General features: G+C 66.8%; 15 protein-coding genes. 11 read left to right on the forward strand and 4 right to left on the reverse strand.

Annotation, left to right across the window (positions count from 1 at the left end):
- Window positions 1–145: 145 nt before the first annotated feature.
- The 5 genes from ACQR0U_RS19485 to ACQR0U_RS19505 all read left to right on the forward strand — a co-directional run bounded on the left by ACQR0U_RS19485 (window position 146) and on the right by ACQR0U_RS19505 (window position 6,865).
- Entirely contained in the window at window positions 146–1,468 is a 1,323-nt protein-coding gene (locus ACQR0U_RS19485; protein ID WP_315715597.1) for a dicarboxylate/amino acid:cation symporter, read from the forward strand.
- Window positions 1,469–1,771: 303 nt separating this feature from the next.
- Entirely contained in the window at window positions 1,772–3,094 is a 1,323-nt protein-coding gene (locus ACQR0U_RS19490; protein WP_434843966.1) for an NAD(P)/FAD-dependent oxidoreductase, read from the forward strand.
- A 155-nt stretch (window positions 3,095–3,249) separates the two neighbouring features.
- A complete protein-coding gene (locus ACQR0U_RS19495; protein WP_434843945.1) occupies window positions 3,250–5,052 on the forward strand; it encodes a sensor histidine kinase in 1,803 nt (600 codons plus the stop codon).
- A gap of 12 nt (window positions 5,053–5,064) precedes the next feature.
- Complete coding sequence (locus ACQR0U_RS19500; protein ID WP_316170666.1) at window positions 5,065–6,441, forward strand: sigma-54-dependent transcriptional regulator; 1,377 nt, start codon at window positions 5,065–5,067, stop codon at window positions 6,439–6,441.
- Between the two features lie 187 nt (window positions 6,442–6,628).
- Window positions 6,629–6,865: a hypothetical protein gene (locus ACQR0U_RS19505; RefSeq protein ID WP_316170665.1), complete on the forward strand. Its 237-nt coding sequence runs from the start codon at window positions 6,629–6,631 to the stop codon at window positions 6,863–6,865.
- Window positions 6,866–6,883: 18 nt separating this feature from the next.
- On the opposite strand, the gene ACQR0U_RS19510 is transcribed toward ACQR0U_RS19505, so the two are convergent.
- Complete coding sequence (locus ACQR0U_RS19510) at window positions 6,884–7,234, reverse strand: RidA family protein (RefSeq protein WP_315715601.1); 351 nt, start codon at window positions 7,232–7,234, stop codon at window positions 6,884–6,886.
- Between the two features lie 287 nt (window positions 7,235–7,521).
- Here ACQR0U_RS19510 and ACQR0U_RS19515 point away from each other — a divergent pair, with 287 nt between their 5' ends.
- From ACQR0U_RS19515 to ACQR0U_RS19540, 6 genes are all read left to right on the forward strand, one after another.
- Window positions 7,522–8,499 carry an ABC transporter substrate-binding protein gene (locus tag ACQR0U_RS19515; RefSeq protein ID WP_316170664.1) on the forward strand — a complete coding sequence of 326 codons (978 nt, stop codon included), beginning with the start codon at window positions 7,522–7,524 and terminating at the stop codon, window positions 8,497–8,499.
- Window positions 8,500–8,522: 23 nt separating this feature from the next.
- On the forward strand, window positions 8,523–10,229 hold the full coding sequence (gene ilvD, locus ACQR0U_RS19520; protein WP_315715603.1) for a dihydroxy-acid dehydratase: 1,707 nt from the start codon (window positions 8,523–8,525) through the stop codon (window positions 10,227–10,229).
- Between the two features lie 105 nt (window positions 10,230–10,334).
- A complete protein-coding gene (locus tag ACQR0U_RS19525; RefSeq protein ID WP_315715604.1) occupies window positions 10,335–11,180 on the forward strand; it encodes an ABC transporter ATP-binding protein in 846 nt (281 codons plus the stop codon).
- The gene (locus ACQR0U_RS19530; protein ID WP_315715605.1) at window positions 11,177–11,953 is read left to right on the forward strand and encodes an ABC transporter permease; all 777 of its coding nucleotides are present in this window, start codon (window positions 11,177–11,179) and stop codon (window positions 11,951–11,953) included. The genes ACQR0U_RS19525 and ACQR0U_RS19530 overlap by 4 nt, the downstream gene beginning before the upstream one ends.
- Window positions 11,950–12,711 carry an ABC transporter permease gene (locus ACQR0U_RS19535; RefSeq protein WP_315752008.1) on the forward strand — a complete coding sequence of 254 codons (762 nt, stop codon included), beginning with the start codon at window positions 11,950–11,952 and terminating at the stop codon, window positions 12,709–12,711. The genes ACQR0U_RS19530 and ACQR0U_RS19535 overlap by 4 nt, the downstream gene beginning before the upstream one ends.
- A 31-nt stretch (window positions 12,712–12,742) precedes the next feature.
- Entirely contained in the window at window positions 12,743–13,789 is a 1,047-nt protein-coding gene (locus ACQR0U_RS19540; RefSeq protein ID WP_315752007.1) for a peptidase M29, read from the forward strand.
- A gap of 1,105 nt (window positions 13,790–14,894) precedes the next feature.
- On the opposite strand, the gene ACQR0U_RS19545 is transcribed toward ACQR0U_RS19540, so the two are convergent.
- Genes ACQR0U_RS19545 through ACQR0U_RS19555 form a run of 3 tightly spaced genes read right to left on the reverse strand, consistent with a single transcriptional unit; the run spans window position 14,895 to window position 18,506 of the window.
- On the reverse strand, window positions 14,895–15,881 hold the full coding sequence (locus ACQR0U_RS19545; RefSeq protein ID WP_315752006.1) for a 3-hydroxybutyryl-CoA dehydrogenase: 987 nt from the start codon (window positions 15,879–15,881) through the stop codon (window positions 14,895–14,897).
- Window positions 15,878–16,972, reverse strand: a complete 1,095-nt coding sequence (locus ACQR0U_RS19550) for an NAD/NADP-dependent octopine/nopaline dehydrogenase family protein (protein WP_315752005.1) — start codon at window positions 16,970–16,972, stop codon at window positions 15,878–15,880. Before ACQR0U_RS19550 ends, ACQR0U_RS19545 begins: the two co-directional genes overlap by 4 nt.
- Before the next feature lie 19 nt (window positions 16,973–16,991).
- Window positions 16,992–18,506: a class I adenylate-forming enzyme family protein gene (locus tag ACQR0U_RS19555; RefSeq protein ID WP_316164299.1), complete on the reverse strand. Its 1,515-nt coding sequence runs from the start codon at window positions 18,504–18,506 to the stop codon at window positions 16,992–16,994.
- Window position 18,507 lies beyond the last annotated feature (1 nt).

The raw sequence follows: 18,507 nt of genomic DNA on the forward strand, positions 1-18,507 counted from the left end.
CCTGTGCGAGCTTCTCGGGTCCGCCCCCGGCGCGGCCCGCGTCCAGACGCACGACGTTGCCCCGGCACGCAATGGAGCCCGCGCGGAAGCGGGTCATAGGCAGACCAGAGAGATAGACCGAGTGAGATCAGGGAGAGAAGATTCGATGTCTGCAACCACCACAGCGGCCGCGGCGCCGCAGAAACCGTTCTACCGGGTCCTCTATGTGCAGGTCCTGTTCGCGATCGTGCTCGGTGTCATCGTCGGCTGGCTCTGGCCCGAGCTCGGCAGGAACGAATGGATCAAGGCGCTGGGCGACGGCTTCGTCAAGCTGATCAAGATGGTGATCGCGCCGGTCATCTTCTGCACCGTCGTGTCGGGCATCGCGCATGTCTCCGAGGTGAAGAAGGTCGGCCGCGTCGCCGTCAAGGCGCTGATCTATTTCGAGATCGTCTCGACCTTCGCGCTCGCGCTCGGGCTCATCGTCGGCAATTTCATTCAGCCCGGGGCAGGCTTCCAGGGCCAGAGCAGCAACGCCGCCGCCGTCGCCAACTACGCCAAGCAGGCGAGCGAGATGAAGTCGGTCGACTTCGTGCTCCACATCATCCCGGACACGGTGGTGGGAGCGTTCGCGCAGGGCGAGATCCTGCAGGTGCTGCTGTTCTCGATTTTGTTCGGCATATCGCTGATGACGCTCGGCGAGCGCGGCCATACGATGCGCGCGTTCATCGACGACGCCGCGCACGCGATCTTCGGCGTCATCGCCCTCGTGGTGAAGGCCGCTCCGATCGGCGCCTTCGGCGCCATGGCCTTCACCATCGGCCGCTACGGGCCGCAGGCGCTCGGCAACCTCGCCGGCCTGATCGCGACCTTCTATCTCACCGCGCTCACTTTCGTCGTGGTCGTGCTCGGCATCATCGCCCGCATTGCCGGGTTCTCGATCTTCAAGTTCCTCAAATACATCAAGGACGAGCTGCTGATCGTGCTCGGCACCTCGTCGTCCGAGAGCGCGCTGCCGCAGATGATGGAGAAGCTTGAACGCCTCGGCTGCTCCAAGCCGGTCGTCGGCCTGGTGGTTCCGACCGGCTACTCGTTCAATCTCGACGGCACCAACATCTACATGACGCTGGCGACGCTGTTCATTGCGCAGGCGATGAACGTTCACCTGTCCTTCGGTGAGCAGATCACGATCCTGCTGGTCGCGATGCTGACCTCGAAGGGCGCCTCGGGCATCACCGGCGCCGGCTTCATCACCCTGGCCGGAACGCTGGCGGCTGTGCGGCCGGAGCTCGTTCCCGGCATGGCGATCGTGCTCGGCATCGACAAGTTCATGAGCGAGTGCCGCGCACTGACCAATCTGTGCGGCAACGGCGTCGCCTGCGTGATCGTGGCGTGGTGGGAAGGCGAGCTCGATCGCGACAAGCTGCGCATCGCGCTCGATCGCGATATCGACCCGGCCGACGTCGAAGTCGCGGTCACGACGGGATAGGCCTGCGGTCGTGGGGGCGCTGCCGTCGCATTCCAGCGTCGGTGGCGCCGGCCGCGGCCATGCCCAATCGCGATGCCGCCAACATCTCGGATAATCTGCTAAGGTGGCGGCGGGCAGGGGCTTACCGTGGAGGCATCCCGCCTGTTGCCGCAAGGCCGAGCAGGTTCCGACGCCATCGCGACGATACGGCGTATCGTGAACATGGTCGCGCTGGCTGGGGCGGCGGTGCCGGAGGGACGACGTCACCGGCGTGACATCGGAGTCATGCCGTCGCGCCGCGGTCACCCTTGGAGAGGTTCGATGATGGCCGTTGCGCAGCCTGGTGTCCCTCGCATCGTGATCGTCGGCGGCGGCGCCGGCGGCTTGGAGCTCGCGACCCGGCTCGGAGACAGATACGGCCGCAGGGGCAAGCTCGACGTCACCCTGGTCGAGCGCAACCGCACCCATGTCTGGAAGCCGAAGCTGCACGAGATCGCCGCGGGCAGCATGGACCTCTCGGCCCATGAGGTCGACTATCTCGCCCAGGCCTATTGGCACGGCTTCCACTACCGCATCGGCGACATGATCGGCCTCGACCGCGACAAGCGCGAGGTGCTGGTGGCGCCCTATCTCGATGCGGAGGGGCGCGAGGTCACGCCGCGGCGGACCATCCCCTATGACGTGCTCGTCATCGCCATCGGCAGCCAGAACAATGATTTCGGCACGCCCGGCGTGGTCGACCACGCGATCAAGCTGGAATCGCAGCACGACGCCCGGCGCTTCCACGAGCGCATGGTCAATGCCTGCATCCGCGTCCATTCGCAGTCCTCGCCGATCGCGCCGCACCAGCTCAAGGTCGCGATCATCGGCGCCGGCGCGACCGGCGTCGAATTGGCCGCGGAGCTGCATCGCACGACGCGCGAGGTGGTGGCCTATGGTCTCGACCAGGTCGACGCCGAGAAGGACATCAGGATCACGCTGATCGAAGCCGCGGGCCGGGTGTTGCCGGCGTTGCCTGAGCGGGTCTCGCGCGAGACCGAGAAGCTGCTCGCAAAGCTCGGCGTCGAGGTGCTCGTCGGCGCCAAGGTCGCCGAGGTCGGGCCCGACAAGGTGAGCCTCGCCGACGGCCGTCTCATCCCGGCCGAGCTGATCGTCTGGGCCGCGGGCGTCAAGGCGCCCGACTTCCTGAAGGACATCGCGGGGCTGGAAACCAACCGCATCAACCAGCTCGTGGTCAGGCAGACCCTGCAGACCACGCGTGACGAGCGCGTCTTCGCCATTGGCGACTGCTCGGCCTGCTCCTGGGGCGAGCGCGGCAACGTCCCGCCGCGGGCGCAGGCCGCGCATCAGCAGGCCTCGCACCTCTACAAGCAGATTCCGCGCTTCGTCAGGGGCGAGCCGCTGGCGGACTACCGCTATCACGATTTCGGCTCCCTGGTGTCGCTTGGCGAGTTCAGCACGGTCGGCTCGATGATGGGCGCGCTGGTCGGGGGCAATCTGGTGTTCGAAGGCCTGTTCGCGCGCATGATGTATCTGTCGCTCTACAAGCTGCACGAATACGCGCTGCACGGGCTCGCCAAGGTGACGCTGGACACGCTGGCGCGCCTGATCACCCGCCGCACCGAGCCGCACGTCAAGCTGCACTGACGGGCGCGCCGAGGGCGCCGGCACGGCCGATTTTGTTGTCGCCTATTGCCCGGCAAGACCTTAGACTTGCAGCACAATTACGGATACGGCAGGCCCGGCCCGGTACATGGGTCCGGGGCGTGATGGGCCTGGACATGATGGGCCTGGAAAAGGGAATGACGGACCTTCCATTCCGGATCGGCCTCGAGGGACATCCCGACGTCACCGCGGTGGTCCGCAGGCGCGCGGGCCTGGTCGTTCGCGGAGTGATGGCGGCTGCGCTGGTCGGCGTCGCGGCATGGCTCGGCTATGCCATTGCCTTTTCCCGCGGGCTCGATCAGCGGCACGCCGCGGCCCAGCAGCGGCTGGCGGTCGAGGCCGCGCAGCTCGACGGCTACCTCTCGCGCTTCGAATATCTGCCCTCGCTGCTGGAGACCTCGCCCGATGTCTTCCGGCTGCTCGGCACGCCGGACGATCGCGCGCTGCAGCAGAGCGTCAGCCTGCATCTGAAGTCGATCAATCTGCTGGCCGGCGCCGACAACCTCTATGTCCTCACCGTCGCCGGTGATGCGATCGCCGCCGCCGATTTCGATCAGCCGGGGACGCCGGTCGGCAGCAACCTGTCCTACCGGCCCTATATGCGCCAGGCGCTGGCGACCGGCCGCGGCGCGTTCTTCGGCATCGGCATCACCAGCGCGCGCGCCGGCTATTACCTGTCCTATGCCGTCAAGCAACAGGGACGGACGATCGGCGTCGCCGTCGTCAAGGTCAATCTCGATGCCTTCGAGCGCGAATGGCGCAACCGCGGTGCCGACATGCTGCTGGTCGACGCCCGCGGCGTCACCATTCTCGCCTCGCGCGAGGAATGGCGCTTCCGCCCGTTGACGCCGCTCTCGGTGGATGCGCTCGAGGAAATCGCGACGTCGAAGCCCTATGGCAGCTCCAGCCTCGCGCCGCTCGGCTGGACCTTCATGGAGAGGACCGATCGCGGCGGCCAGGTCGCGACCGAGCGCGGCGCGGTCTACAGCGTCGACGAGCGTCCGCTCAACGGGCGGCAATGGCAGCTGCTGCTGCTCGACGACGAGACGCCGATCCGGCGGACGGCCTTGATCATCGGCACGCTCTCGGGTCTCGCCAGCATCGTGGCGCTGTTGGCGCTCGGCCTGCTGGCGCAGCGACGCCGAGAGATCCGGCAGCGGCTGGCGAGCCAGGCCGCGCTGCAGGCCGCCAATGATCGGCTGGAAATGCGGGTGCAGGAGCGCACCGCCGAATTGCGCGCCGCGCAGGACGAGCTCGTCCATGCCGGCAAGCTTGCCGTGCTCGGCCAGATGTCGGCCGGCATGGTGCACGAGATCAACCAGCCCTTGGCGGCGCTGCAGACCGCTTCCGACAATGCCGTGCAATTCGTCGATCGCGGCATGATCGGCGAGGCCCGCGGCAATCTCATCCGCATCGGCGAGATGGTCCGCCGTCTCGCGCGCCTGACCGGTCAGTTGCGCGTTTTCGCCTACAAATCGAACGCGCCGCTCGATGCCGTCGCGGTCGAGCAGGCCCTGTCCGAGACGTTCAAGATCCTCGGCGCGCGGGTGAAGGACGGCCATGTCGACGTGACCATCGATCTCGCGCCCGAGCTTCATGTCAGGGCCGATCAGATCCGGCTCGAGCAACTGCTCTGCAACATCATCGCCAACGCGCTCGATGCCGTCGAGGGCGCCGCGCGGAAGTCCATCCACATCTGCGCCGTGCGTGAGGAGGAGCAGTGCCGCATCGCCATCGCCAACAGCGGCCCGGCGATCGCCGCCGATGTCCTGCCGCGCCTGTTCGAGCCCTTCGTCACGACCAAGCCGGCCGGCAAGGGTCTCGGACTTGGGCTCGTCATCGCCAATCACATCGCGCGGTCGTTCGGCGGCGAGCTGCGGGCGCGCAATCTTGAGCCGTCCGGCGCCGAGTTCATCGTGCTGCTGCCGCTCGCCGATTGAAGAGGTTCCCACATGACTCCTGAGCAACCGGTCGGCGTGATCTATGTCGAGGACGACGAGGATGTCCGCATCGGCGCCGTCCAGGCGCTGCAGCTCGCCGGCCTGTCGGTGACGCCGTTCGCCTCCGCCGAAGCCGCAGGCGGAATCGTTCGCGCCGACATGCCGTTCGTGGTGGTCTCCGACGTGCGGCTGCGCGGCAAGAGCGGCACCGAGTGGCTGTCCGAGCTGCACCGGCTCGATCCGGACCTGCCGGTCATCCTGGTCACCGGTCATGGCGACATCTCGATGGCCGTGGAAGCGATGCGCAACGGCGCCTATGACTTCATCGAGAAGCCGTGCTCGTCGGAGCAGCTCGTCTCCGTCGTGCGCCGCGCCCTCGACAAGCGTCGCCTGACGCTCGAAGTCCGCACCTTGCGCTCGGCGCTCGCCGACCGCCAGGGCATCGAGGCGAGCCTGCTCGGGCGCTCGCCGCAGATCCAGGAGGTGCGCCGCCTCGTCGCCAATCTGGCCTCGACCAATGTCGACGTGACGATCTATGGCGAGACCGGCACCGGCAAGGACGTCGTCGCCCGTTGCCTGCACGCTCACAGCGCCCGGCGCGGCGGCAACTATGTCGCGGTGAATTGCGGCGGCCTGCCGGAATCACTGGTTGAGAGCGAATTGTTCGGCCACGAGGCCGGCGCCTTCACCGGCGCGACCAAGCAGCGGATCGGCAAGATCGAATATGCCCATGGCGGCACGCTGTTCCTCGACGAAATCGAGAGCATGCCGCTCAGCGTGCAGGTGAAGCTGCTGCGGGCGTTGCAGGACCGCTCGGTCGAGCGCGTCGGCTCCAACAAGCCCGTGGCGGTGGACTGCCGCGTGGTGGCGGCCAGCAAGGCCAATCTGCTCGAGCTCAGCGAGCAGAAGCTGTTCCGTGCCGATCTGTATTATCGTCTCGGCGTCGCCTTCATCGAGCTGCCTCCGTTGCGCGAACGCCGCGAGGATATCCCGATCCTGTTCGAGCACTTCACCCTCGAGGCCGCCAAGCGGTTCGAGCGCGACGCGCCGATCGTGAACGAGCAGACCATGTCGCTGCTGCTCGGCTACTCATGGCCGGGCAACGTGCGCGAGTTGCGCAACGTCGCCGACCGCTTCGTGCTCGGTGTGCTCGACCGCAAGGTCCTCGACCGCTCGGGCGCCGCAGCCTCGGAGCTGTCGCTGCCACGGCAGTTGGAGAACATCGAGCGCTCGATCATCGAGGATGCGTTGCGCCGCAAGCTCGGCGACGTGCCGGCGACCGCGGCGCTGCTGAGCATTCCGAAGCAGACGCTTTACGACAAGATCAAGCGGCTCGCCGTGAAGGTCGATGGCATCCGCGAGGGCGCGCCGCTGCGGCCGCAGTCCTGACCGTGGCTGCATCGCCAGCGCTCGTCCGCATCATCATCGCGTCGACGCCGACCACCACTGCGCTCATCTGATGTTGCGACGCGCGACTTATGCTCCTCGCGGACAGGGGCGTCCTGCGGCGGCAGGAAGGCATCTGTTCCATGCCGGCGATCAGGAACGAATGCTGGAGAAGGCTTGTTGAAGGATCATGACAGGCCGAGACACCCGCGACCTGCGCTCCGGCGCCTACGACCCCGTCAGCAAGGACGGTCTGCCGCAGCCGCAACAGGTCAAGGACAAAACGACGCCCCACCAGCAGGAGCAGTGGGGCGCCGACGTGCGGGCCGAGCCGTTGCCCGGCACCGAGCCGGTGCTTCCGGAAGGGCTCAGGCGCGAGCGGCGTGATCCGCTCAATCGCAACACTGGTCGCCGCGACACCGACTAGTGCGCGGCGACCCAGCGCCTACTTCGCCGCGATCACCATGATCTCGACGGTGTATTGCGGCGCGGCAAGCCCGGCCTCTACGGTGGCGCGAGCCGGGGTGTTGCCGGCCGAGACCCAGCCGTCCCACACGGCGTTCATTTCGCCGAATGTCTTGATGTCGGTGAGGTAGATCGTCGCCGACAACAGCTTCGACTTGTCGGTGCCGGCCTTGGCGAGATGGCCGTCGATGATCGAGAGAATCTCCTCGGTCTGCTTGGTAACGCTTTCACCGGCCGTCTTCTGCGCGACGACGCCGGCGAGATAGACGGTATTGCCATGAACGACGACCTGGCTCATGCGCGGGCCAATTTCGAAACGCTGGATCGACATCGAAGAACTCCTCAAAAGGTCAATTCGGGGCTTCTCCCTAGCGCGTGCGACGCGGCAACGCCAGTCGGCCGAACGGCCACTCTCGCCACCTTGGGGCGTGCGACCTTGCGTTGTCGACAGCGCCGCGGCACACGGAACGCGGCACTTCACGATGATCCGCCCTTGTCGCGCTGCAAGGCGGGCTTGCCCATGGGGCAGGCAAAGGCGGGCGTTTTCCGCGCTTGCACAGATATTTGAGACATGAAACATTCTCCGCGAGGTTGCTTTTTGAATGGCGGAGGGGCGTGATGCGGAAACGATCGATGCTGGCGGCACTCGCGGCGATGGCTTTGGTGACGAGCGCGGGGCCGACATTCGCACAGCAGACGATCCGCGTCGGCTGGACCATCCCGGCGGAAGAATCCAAGTACTGGATGATGAAGCGGCCCACCGAATTTCCGGATCTCGGCAAGACCTACAACATCGAGTGGACCCAGTTCCAGGGAACGGCACCGATGACGCAGGCGCTCGCCGCCGGCGCGCTCGACTGCGCCACGCAGGCGCCGCTGTCGCTGGCGAACGGCGTGGTCGGCGGCGGCCTCAAGGCCTACATCGTCGCCCAGCACGTCTATGAGAAGCCGGGCGGTTTCTCGGTCTACTGGGCGGTCAAGGACGATTCCCCGATCAAGACCATCGCCGACCTGAAGGGCAAGACGGTCGGCATTTCCGTGATCGGTGGCGGCACGCAAGGGCCGTTCAACATGCTGCTGAAGCAGGCCGGGCTCGATCCCGCCAAGGACATCAAGCTGGTCGAGGTCGGCTTCGCGGTGTCGGAGGATGCGCTGCGCCAGGGCCGCGTCGACGCCGTCAACATGAATCAACCCTTTGCAGCGCGCGCCGAGGCCAAGGGCGGCACCCGCAAGCTGTTCTCGCTGTCCGAGGCGATGCCGAACATCGTGCACATCCTCGAGGCCTGCCGCGCCGACTTCGTCGACAAGAACCCGGAGCTGGTGAAGGCCTATGTCCGCGACATCACGACGGGCATGAAGAAGGCGCTCGCCAATCGCGACGAGACCTTGAAGGTGGTGTCGGAGGTCATGAAGGCGCCGGTTGCCGTCATCGACACCTATCTGCTGAAGGACAATGATTTCGGCCGCGATCCGGTCGCCGCGCCGAACTTCCCGGCGATCCAGAAGATGCTCGACATCTACGCCGAGACCGGCATGCTGCCGAAGCTCGACGTCGCCCAGTTCAAGCATCCGACGATCGTCGCGCCGATCCAGTAGGCGGCCGGCGCGGAGCCTTGTCGATGAGGAAGCTGCGATCGCGCGTGACGGTGGAGGGGCTCGATCGCGCCCCGCACCGCGCCTTCATGCGCGCGATGGGGCTGGATGATGCCGACATCGCCAAGCCGATGATCGGCGTCGTCAGCCAGAAGGGCGAGCAGACGCCCTGCAACATGACGCACGACTTCCAGGTCGATGCGGCCAAGACGGGCATCTCGGAGGCCGGCGGCACGCCGCGCGAGTTCGCCACCGTCTCGGTCTCCGACGGCATCAGCATGAACCACGAGGGAATGAAGTTCTCTCTGTTCTCGCGCGAGCTGATTGCCGACTCCATCGAGGCCGTCGTCCATGGCCTCGCCTATGACGCGCTGATCGGCTTCGGCGGCTGCGACAAGACCTTGCCTGGCGTCATGATGGGCATGGTCCGCTGCAACGTGCCGTCGATCTTCATCTATGGCGGCAGCGCGCTGCCCGGCAACTACCAGGGCCGGACGCTCACGGTGCTCGATTCTTACGAGGCCGTCGGCAGCTACATGACCGGCGAGATCGATGCACGGACGCTCGAAGGCATCGAGCGGACCTGCCTCCCGACGATCGGCGCCTGCGCCGGGCAGTTCACCGCCAACACCATGGGCATGCTGTCGGAGGCGATGGGCCTGTCGATGCCCAACGTCTCGATGATTCCCGGCGTCTATGCCGAGCGAGCGCACGTCGCGCGTCAGGCCGGACGCCTGATCATGCAGATGCTCGCGCGCGGCGGGCCGCTGCCGCGCGACATCGTCACCCGCAAGGCGCTGGAGAACGGGGCGGCCATTGTCGCGGCCACCGGCGGCTCCACCAACGCCGCGCTGCACCTGCCGGCGATCGCCAATGAGGCCGGCATCCGTTTCACGCTCGACGATGTCGGCGAGGTCTTCGCGCGCACGCCGCTGATCGGCAATCTCAGGCCGGGCGGCAAGTACACGGCGAAGGACGTCTACGACATCGGCGGCGCCGCCGTTGTGATCCGCGCGCTGATCGAGAGCGGCCACATCGACGGCTCCTGCATCACGGTCTCCGGCCGCACGCTGGCCGAGGAATATGGCGCGGCCAATGCGCCGGACGGCGAGATCGTGTTCAGCCCGGCCAGGCCGATCATGGCGGATGGCGGCGTCGCTGTCCTCAAGGGCAACCTCGCGCCCGACGGCGCCGTCATCAAGGTTGCCGGCCTCAAGAACCTGGTGTTCGAGGGCCGCGCGCGGGTGTTCGAGGACGAGGAGGCCTGCGTCGCCGCGGTGCGCGCACGCAACTATCAGGCCGGCGAGGTGCTGATCATCCGCAACGAGGGTCCGGTCGGCGGTCCTGGGATGCGCGAGATGCTCGGCGTCACGGCGCTGATCTATGGCCAGGGCATGGGCGAGAAGGTCGCGCTGATCACCGACGGCCGCTTCTCCGGCGCCACCCGCGGCATGTGCATCGGCTATGTCTCGCCGGAAGCCTTCGTCGGCGGTCCGCTGGCGCTGGTGCAAGACGGCGATCCGATCCGCATCGATGCGAAGGCGCGCACGCTCGACGTGCTGCTCGATGAGTCCGAGCTCGCGGTGCGTCGCAGCGCGTGGTCGCAGCGGCCGCCGCGGCACAGGGCAGGGGCACTGGCGAAATACGCGAAACTCGTTGGGCAGGCACCGCTCGGCGCCGTGACTCACGAAGGGCCGGCCGAATGGCCCTGGTTCGATCAGGACCGGGAATGATCCGCGCGTGGCGACGATTGGCAGGTTTCTTGCTAATCTGCGGCAGTCTGTCTTGCCTGATTTCACGGAGCGTTTGAGCGTGCTGCATCGGAAAGAGAAGCCGACATGGACGTGACCCCGATCCGACCCGGCCAGCTCGCGGGCACTCCGCTCGGCCGTCGCGCGGCCACGCCGATCATCGAGATCGATCACGTGTCGCAGGTGTTCAAGACCTCGTCGCGCCGCGACCACACCGCGCTGTCGGACATTTCGCTGACGGTCGGCGAGGGCGCCTTCGTCTCGATCCTCGGTCCCTCCGGCTGCGGCAAGTCGACCTTGCTCTACATCGTCGGTGGCTTCGTCAGCCCGACCAGCGGCACCGCGAAAATGAAGGGCAAGCCGATCACCGGTCCCGGCACCGATCGCGGCCCGGTGTTCCAGGAGTTCGCGCTGTTTCCCTGGAAGAGCGTGCTCGGCAACGTCATGTATGGTCCGCTGCAGCAGGGCAAGAAGCCGGCGAAGGCCGAGGCGCTCGCGCGGACTTTGCTCGCCATGGTCGGACTTACCGGCTTCGAGAAATTCTATCCCAAGGAGCTCTCCGGCGGCATGAAGCAGCGCGTCGCGCTGGCCCGCACGCTGGCCTACGGGCCGGAGGTGCTGCTGATGGACGAGCCGTTCGGCGCGCTCGACGCGCATACGCGCACGCGGCTGCAGAACGACCTGCTCGACATCTGGGAGCGCGACCGTAAGACGGTCCTGTTCGTGACCCACTCGGTTGAGGAAGCCGTGTTCCTGTCCGACAAGGTCGTCATGATGTCGCGCTCGCCCGGCCGAATCCGCGAGGTGATCGACATCGATCTGCCCCGGCCGCGCCGCCGCGAGGAACTGCTGCTGGACCCGCGCTATCAGAAATACATCGTCGACATCGAGCGCATGTTCGACGATTCCGGTGACAACGAGCTGCCGTCATGAATGGTCTGTCGAAGCCGCTCGCGCCGATTCTGGCCTGCTGCGGCCTGCTGCTGGCTTGGCAGCTCGCCTCGCTCGGGCTCAAGAACGACAGCTTCCCGACCGCGCTGGAATCGCTGCGCGCGATCCCGCCGATCCTCACCGACAAGGAATCCCTGATCAATATCATGGCCTCGCTGCGGCGGATGGCGATCGGCTTCGCGCTCGCGCTTGCGTTCTCGATTCCGCTCGGGTTGCTGATGGGGCGCAGCCGGTCGACCGCCGCCTTCTTCAATCCGCTGCTGATGCTGATCTACCCGGTGCCGAAGGCGGCGCTGATGCCGATCATCATGCTGTGGCTCGGCGTCGGCGACATCTCCAAGACGCTGGTGATCTTCCTCGGCGTCAGCCTTCCGGTGATCTACCACAGCTTCGAGGGCGCCAAGGCGGTCGAGGAGAAGATGCTGTGGTCGGGCGCGGCGATGGGACTCTCGGCCGGCGAGCGCCTGCTGCGCATCGTCCTGCCCGCAGCCTTGCCGGAGATCCTGACCGGCTGCCGTACCGGCCTGGTGCTGGCGCTGATCACGATGGTCACCAGCGAGATGATCGCGCGGCAGTCCGGCGCCGGCAACATCCTGTTCAACGCGCTCGACATGGGCCAGTACGACACGGTGTTCGCGATGATCATCATCATCGGCGCCATGGGCATCTGCCTCGATGCGGCGTTCGAGGTCGTCAGGCGCTGGCTGGTGCGCTGGTCCGAGCCGCAGTTCGACATGCCGCTGAGCTTCTCATGACGCGCACCTCCAACGACATCCTGCTGGGCGCCGCGCCGATCGTGCTGGTCCTGCTGCTGTGGCAGGGGCTGGTGTCGTTCGGCTACGCGCCGCCGACCCTGCTGCCGCCGCCGGGACAGGTGTTCCAGCGCATGGGCCAGCAACTCACCAGCGTCACCTTCCAGCAGGACATCGTGGCGACGCTGTTCCGGCTGTTCGCGGGCTTTGCGATCGCCGTGGTGCTCGGTGTTTCCCTGGGAATTGCCGCCGCGGTGAGCCCGCCTGTCAACGCCGCCGTCAAGCCGATCGTGCGCGTGCTGGCGCCGCTGCCGAAGGTCGCGCTCTATCCGGCCTTCCTGCTGCTGCTCGGCTTCGGCCACGAATCCAAGATCATGCTGGTGGCGGCGGATGCGCTGTTTCCGATCCTGCTGTCGAGCTATTACGGCGCCGCCACGGTCGAGCAGAAGCTGATCTGGTCGGCGCTCGCCGCCGGGACGCCGCCGCGCGACGTCCTGTGGAAGGTGGTGCTGCCGGCCGCGATGCCCTCGATCCTGACCGGTTGCCGCATCGGCCTCGTGATCTCCTGCATCGTCGTGTTCCTGGCCGAGATGATCACCTCGACCGACGGGCTCGGTCACGTGCTGGTGACCGCCGCGCGCACCTTCCAGGCCGTCGACATGTTCGTGCCGCTGATCACGATCTCGCTGCTGGGCCTCATTCTCAACGCCCTGCTGCAAGGCCTGCGCGCTTATCTGCTGCGCGGCTTCCCCTCGGTCTGATAACAACACAACGACAATCGGGAGAACGACCATGCTGGCGGATCGCATCGAGGCGAAATGGATCGACGCATTCTGTGAGATCTTCGAGCGCTGCGCCGTGAAGGCGGGCGACACCGCTGCGATCCTGTCGGAGACGCAGTCCCGGGCGCTGAACGTCCACATCGCCGAGCTGGCGTTGCTGCGGATGGGCGCGCGGCCGTTCCATGTCGTGGTGCCGACCCCGCGCAACAAGCATCCCGTTCCCGTCCGTTCGACCGGCGCGTCGGAGGCGATCGGCAAGCTCGGGCCGGTGGTCTCAGCGCTTCAGCAGGCCGGCTTCGTCGTCGACTGTACCATCGAAGGCCTGATGCATGCGGTGGAGACGCCGGAGATCCTGAAGGCCGGCGCGCGCATCCTGGTGATCTCCAACGAGCATCCCGAGGCGCTCGAGCGCATGGTGCCGGACTCGGCGCTCGAAAAGCGGGTGCGCGCCGCAGCCAAGATGCTGCGCGGAACCAAGCGGATGCGCGTGACGTCGAAGGCCGGCACCGACCTCGACGTGATCATGGAGGGCGCCTCCACCGTCGGCGTCTGGGGCTGGACCGATCGTCCGGGCACCCTGGCGCACTGGCCGGGTGGCATCGTCGTCAGCTTCCCCAAGAGCAAATCGGTCAACGGCACCATCGTGATGGCGCCCGGAGACATCAACCTCACCTTCAAGCGTTATCTGAGTTCGCCTGTCACGATGACCCTGCGCGACGACTACGTGACCGATCTGGCAGGCGAGGGCGCCGACGCAGCGATGATGCGATCTTATCTCGCGTCCTGGGGCGACCGCGAGGCATACGCCGTGTCGCATGTCGGCTGGGGCATGAACCCCGGCGCGCGCTACGAGGCGCTGGCCATGTACGACCAGCGCGACACCAACGGCACCGAGCTGCGCGCCGTCCCCGGCAACTTCCTGTTCTCCACCGGCGCCAACGAGTTTGCCGGCCGCTACACGGCGGGTCATTTCGACCTGCCGATGATGGGCACCACGATCGAGCTGGATGGGGTCGCCGTGATCAAGCACGGCGTGCTGCAGGATGTGTTCGGGTAGAGTCCTGCGCATTCTACTGGCGAGCTGCCGCCGCGGCGGTAGTGCGCTCCCCTCCCCCTTGCGGGGAGGGGGCGGGGGTGGGGGTCCCCATACGCTGAACTTCGTTGTGGGCACAACTGCTCGTACCCAAACCTCCACTGTGAGACGCGTGGGGCCGCAACACGCCGTCGGTTGATCGATGCAGGGCTCTTGTGCTCGTCGCTCCAAGCACAACTCGTGGACCCCCACCCCCAACCCCTCCCCGCAAGGGGGAGGGGAGCGCACCGTCCTCACGGGGCGGGCCGGCCCAAATGACAAGCGCCGAGACAGAATCATCCCGCTATTCTGTTAAAAATAATCTTATTGCGATTTTTCGGAAATCATGGTTCTCTCTCTGCATCCCGCCTCACTGCGGAGGGGCGTTGCGCGCGATCGTCACGACACGCGAGGTGGGGATGCGATGGCCGCGAGAGATCGCAGCGTCTTCTTACGAGGGCGCGGACGAACGATCGCTCGCGGACGTGAAGTCGCAGCGTCCTGATACCCCGATGCTGGTATCAAGTCGCGTCGGCCTGAGTGCCGCGCGGTGATGGTGGCCAACAAGCCCGGCGCACCAGGGAGACTGCGTATAAGCGTTAGACCCATCGCGCAGGGAATGCCGGCGTGTTCGGCTTTGCCTGTGGTACCTGCCGCCTGCATTTTTTTCGCAGGCGGGCCATGGGTGAGGCCTTCACCCGGCATTCCCTGCGCCCTCTGCATGATTCGCGAGGGACCCATTCGATGCATGACTCGGGCGAGATGCGCCGCGAGAACGACCAGTTATGTCGTAGCTGTTTATTTGGCCCGCTGTTTGAGCCGTGAACCCACCCCACCCACCGCCGTCGGCGTTCGCCGGGACGACGTCGGAGTTCGTTGATGTCGTTGCGGTCAACATTCGCGAGAGGCGAAGATCACCGCAGCCGTAGGGCGGGCAAAGCGGCCACCCGCAGGGCGGTTGCGTGCCCACCGTAGATCCACGCAATCGGCGCGACTGGTGGGCACGGCGCGCGAGAGATCGTCACGATCCGGCGACGGCGTGGCGCGCCTTTGCCCACCTCACGGCTCCGTTGCTGCCGCGTGCTCCGCCTCAATCCACCACCGGCGGCCGGGCGAGCTTGAAATGCCGCAGCATCTCGACCAGCGCGCCGAGCCGCTGCTCGCGATAGGCCGCAACGTCCATGCCGGAATAATCGAGGAAGCCGGCGCCGGTGCGCAGGCCGATGCGGCCCTCGGCCATGTTGCGCTCGATCACTTCGGGTGCGCGGTAGCGGTCGCTGCCCAGCGCGCCTTCGAGGTAGCGGCTGGCGTAGTAGAGAATGTCACCGCCACCCCAGTCGATGAATTCGAGCAGGCCGAGCACCGCGTAGCGGAAGCCGAAGCCGTAGCGGATCGCCTTGTCGATCTCCTCGGCGCTGGCGACGCCTTCGTCGACCATGCGCGCCGCCTCGTTCATGGCGAGCGCCTGGATGCGCGGCACGATGAAGCCCGGCGTCGCCGCGCAGACCACCGGCACCTTGCCGATGTCTTCCAGTAGCGCCTTCAGCCGCGCGGTGACATCGGGATCGGTCGCCTTGCCCGGCGAGATCTCGACCAGCGGAATCAGATAGGCTGGATTGAGCCAGTGCGCATTCAGGAAGCGCTCAGGACGCTCCACCGCACCAGAGAGATCGTCGACCAGGATCGTCGATGTCGTCGAGGCGATGATGACGTCGGGCGCGACCGCGCGCGACGCCGCAGCCAGCACTTCGCGCTTGAGGTCGACGATCTCCGGCACGCCTTCGAACACCAGCGTGGTCTGTGCGAGGACATCGCCGCTCGAGCCGGCCGGCGCGACGGCGATCTTGTCCATTAGCTTGTTGGCGTCAGCGGCCTGCAGCATCCCGAGCCGCGCCAAGGTCGCGAATGTCGCGCCGACCTCGCCGAGCGCATCGCGCTGCAGGCTGGCGAACTCTTCCGCCGTGCGCGGCTTGATGTCGATCATCGTCACGGGATGGCCGGCATAGGCGAAGGCGACGGCGATGCCGCGGCCCATGCGGCCGGCGCCGAGGCAGGCGATATGACCGCGCGCGCTCATTGAGCAAATCCATCGCGCAGCAACGCCTGCAGTGCGGTCCGGTCGAGACCAGCCAGGCCGAGGCTCGCCAGCGTGCGTCCCGTTGCCATGAAATCCTCACCGCAGATCGCACCGCCGATGGCCAGGAAGGCGCGGGCGAGCGGCGTCGGCGTGCCGGTCAGCTCGGCGGCCGAGATCAGGAACGACAGGCCGAGCCTGAGATCCTCGCGCATGTAGCGGTGCTGCGTCAGCACGAGCTGCTCGCGCCAATCGCCGGAATCGGTCAACCGATCGTGCGAGCCGCGGCCATACATCCAGATCTCGCCCTCCTTGGCATAGTGATGCGCCAGCGGAAAATGCGGCGCGCCGTAGCCGAGCGCCTCGCGCACCGCGATCCGCTCCGCATCGAGCGCATCGGTAACGCGGCGGATCGAAGGTTGCGTGCCTTCCTTGTGAATGTCCCAGCGCTCGAAATGCTCGATGGGGCCGGCATTCATCACGATCAGCGGCGGATGGATGATGCAGCCGGCATTCATCAGAGCGCCCGACAGCGCATCGCCGCATGGCTCGATCACGCCGGGGAAGGCGCGGCCGATCACCGCGAGCGCGTGCTCCGCCGTCTTGAGAGGAAACACGCCGACCGGGAGCCGCTTGGCCCGGATGGTGATGGCAACCTCGAACGGGCCGTGCTTGCGCGTCAGCCAGGGCAGGGTGCCGGTCTCGGCGTAGCTGACGCTGGCTTCATTGCCGGCCTCGCGCGCCGCCGCTGCGAAGATCATGGTGCCGAAGGTCGCCGGGGGCAGGAACACGACCTGCCCATCGGCGAGATGCGGCGCCAGCAGGCGGGCGATGTCGGCTTGCGCGAAGGCCGGCGCCGGGCAGAGGATCAGCTCGGCACCGCTGATAGCCTCGCCGATGTCGGTCGTGACCAGCGCGAGCCGCGCCTCATGCCGGCCATTGACGTCCTTGACGACGATCGTCGAGCCCGCCGCGCGATGCTGCGCGACAGCGTCCGCATCGCGGCGCCACAGCCGGACCTCGTGACCTCCCAGCGCGAAATCGCCTGCCGCTGCAAAGGAGCCGTTGCCGCCGCCGAGCACTGCAATTTTCAAGAGTGCGTCTCCGTCTCGCTTATTTGGGGCCGTCGATCTGGCGCAGCAGATGGTGCTGCACCTTGCCGAGCGCAGTGCGCGGCAGGTCGTCGACGAACACGATGTCGCGCGGCACCTTGAAGCGCGCGAGCTGCGCCTGCAGATGCGCGCGCAAGGTGTCCACATCGAGCGCGCAGCCCTGGCGCCTGACGACGAACGCCACCGGCACCTCGTCCCAGCGCGGATCGGGCCGGCCGATCACGCCGCATTCGACGACGTCGGGATGCTCGCGGAGCACGCGCTCGATCTCGGCCGGATAGACGTTCTCGCCGCCGGAGATGATCATGTTGTTCTTGCGCTCGAGCACGAAGAAGTACCCCTCGGCATCGCGCTGGGCGATGTCGCCGGTGCGGTACCAGCCGTCATGGATCGCCTGTTGCGTGGCTTTGGCGTTGCCCCAATATTCGAAGAACAAATTGGGCCCGCGCACGGCGATCTCGCCCGCTTTGCCCGCCGGAAGCTCGTCGCCGTCTTTGTCGATGATCTTGGCCTCGCAGCACAGCCCGGGCAGGCCGGTCGAGCCTGCGCGCGAGAGGTCGCCGCCGAGCCGTGTGTAGACCGCGATCGGACAGGTCTCGGTCGAGCCATAGACCTGCAGCACCGGCACGCCGCGCGCCGTGATACGCTCGATCAGCGCTGGCGGCACGATGCTCGATCCGGTCGCAACAGCTCTCAGCGAGGACAGGTCCGTCGCGTTCCAATCGGGATGCTCGGTGACGGCCTGGATGGTTGCCGGCACCAGCACGGTCAATGTCGGCCGGTCGTTGACGATCGCTGCCAGCGTCGAATCCGGCGTGAAGCGGGCGTGCAGCGTGACGGTGGCGCCGTGATGCAGGGCCGGCGTGGTCTGGATGTTGAGGCCGCCGACATGGAACAGCGGCAGCACCGTCAGTACGTGATCATCGGAGGTCAGGCCATGCATGTGCTGGCTCATCACCCCGTTCCACAGCAGCGCCTCCTGCCGCAGCACCGCGCCCTTCGGTCGGCCCGTGGTGCCCGAGGTGTATACGATCAGCAGCGGGCAGGAGAGATCGATGTGCGGGTTGCGGTCGTCGCCATGACCGCGCGCCAGCAGTTCATCGAGCGTCAGTCCGTCGGCCGGGGCAAAGTCGATGCCGACCGGCGCTGTCTCCGGGTGGCTCTCGGCCAGCGCCGGCAGCACCGGCGCGAACGCCTGCTCCAGCACCAGCACCTTGGCGGCAGCATCCGAGAGAATGAAGACCTGCTCGGCCACTGCAAGCCGCCAGTTCAACGGCACCAGGATCGCGCCGAGCCGCGCACAGGCATAGAGCAGGACCAGATAGTCCGGCCGGTTGAGGCTCAGAATCGCGACGCGGTCGCCACGTCCGACGCTGAACTCCGACTTGAGCGCGCGGGCCATCAGCGCGATGCGCTCGCTGAAATCGGCATAACTCTGCGTTACGCCTTCGAAATGGATCGCCGGCTTGTCCGGCGTGAACGCCGCATTGCGCTCGATCAGGCTGCAGAGGTCCACG

It is taken from the genome of Bradyrhizobium sp. HKCCYLRH3097, from assembly GCF_051167875.1.
Classification (GTDB): domain Bacteria; phylum Pseudomonadota; class Alphaproteobacteria; order Rhizobiales; family Xanthobacteraceae; genus Bradyrhizobium.

Excerpts from the sequence above, each read along its gene's own strand:
- ACQR0U_RS19485 (WP_315715597.1), top strand. The coding sequence starts at position 146 with ATGTCTGCAACCACCACAGCGGCCGCGGCGCCGCAGAAACCGTTCTAC.
- ACQR0U_RS19490 (WP_434843966.1), top strand. The coding sequence starts at position 1,772 with ATGGCCGTTGCGCAGCCTGGTGTCCCTCGCATCGTGATCGTCGGCGGC.
- ACQR0U_RS19495 (WP_434843945.1), top strand. The coding sequence starts at position 3,250 with ATGACGGACCTTCCATTCCGGATCGGCCTCGAGGGACATCCCGACGTC.
- ACQR0U_RS19500 (WP_316170666.1), top strand. The coding sequence starts at position 5,065 with ATGACTCCTGAGCAACCGGTCGGCGTGATCTATGTCGAGGACGACGAG.
- ACQR0U_RS19505 (WP_316170665.1), top strand. The coding sequence starts at position 6,629 with ATGACAGGCCGAGACACCCGCGACCTGCGCTCCGGCGCCTACGACCCC.
- ACQR0U_RS19510 (WP_315715601.1), bottom strand. The coding sequence starts at position 7,234 with ATGTCGATCCAGCGTTTCGAAATTGGCCCGCGCATGAGCCAGGTCGTC.
- ACQR0U_RS19515 (WP_316170664.1), top strand. The coding sequence starts at position 7,522 with ATGCGGAAACGATCGATGCTGGCGGCACTCGCGGCGATGGCTTTGGTG.
- ilvD (WP_315715603.1), top strand. The coding sequence starts at position 8,523 with ATGAGGAAGCTGCGATCGCGCGTGACGGTGGAGGGGCTCGATCGCGCC.
- ACQR0U_RS19525 (WP_315715604.1), top strand. The coding sequence starts at position 10,335 with ATGGACGTGACCCCGATCCGACCCGGCCAGCTCGCGGGCACTCCGCTC.
- ACQR0U_RS19530 (WP_315715605.1), top strand. The coding sequence starts at position 11,177 with ATGAATGGTCTGTCGAAGCCGCTCGCGCCGATTCTGGCCTGCTGCGGC.
- ACQR0U_RS19535 (WP_315752008.1), top strand. The coding sequence starts at position 11,950 with ATGACGCGCACCTCCAACGACATCCTGCTGGGCGCCGCGCCGATCGTG.
- ACQR0U_RS19540 (WP_315752007.1), top strand. The coding sequence starts at position 12,743 with ATGCTGGCGGATCGCATCGAGGCGAAATGGATCGACGCATTCTGTGAG.
- ACQR0U_RS19545 (WP_315752006.1), bottom strand. The coding sequence starts at position 15,881 with ATGAGCGCGCGCGGTCATATCGCCTGCCTCGGCGCCGGCCGCATGGGC.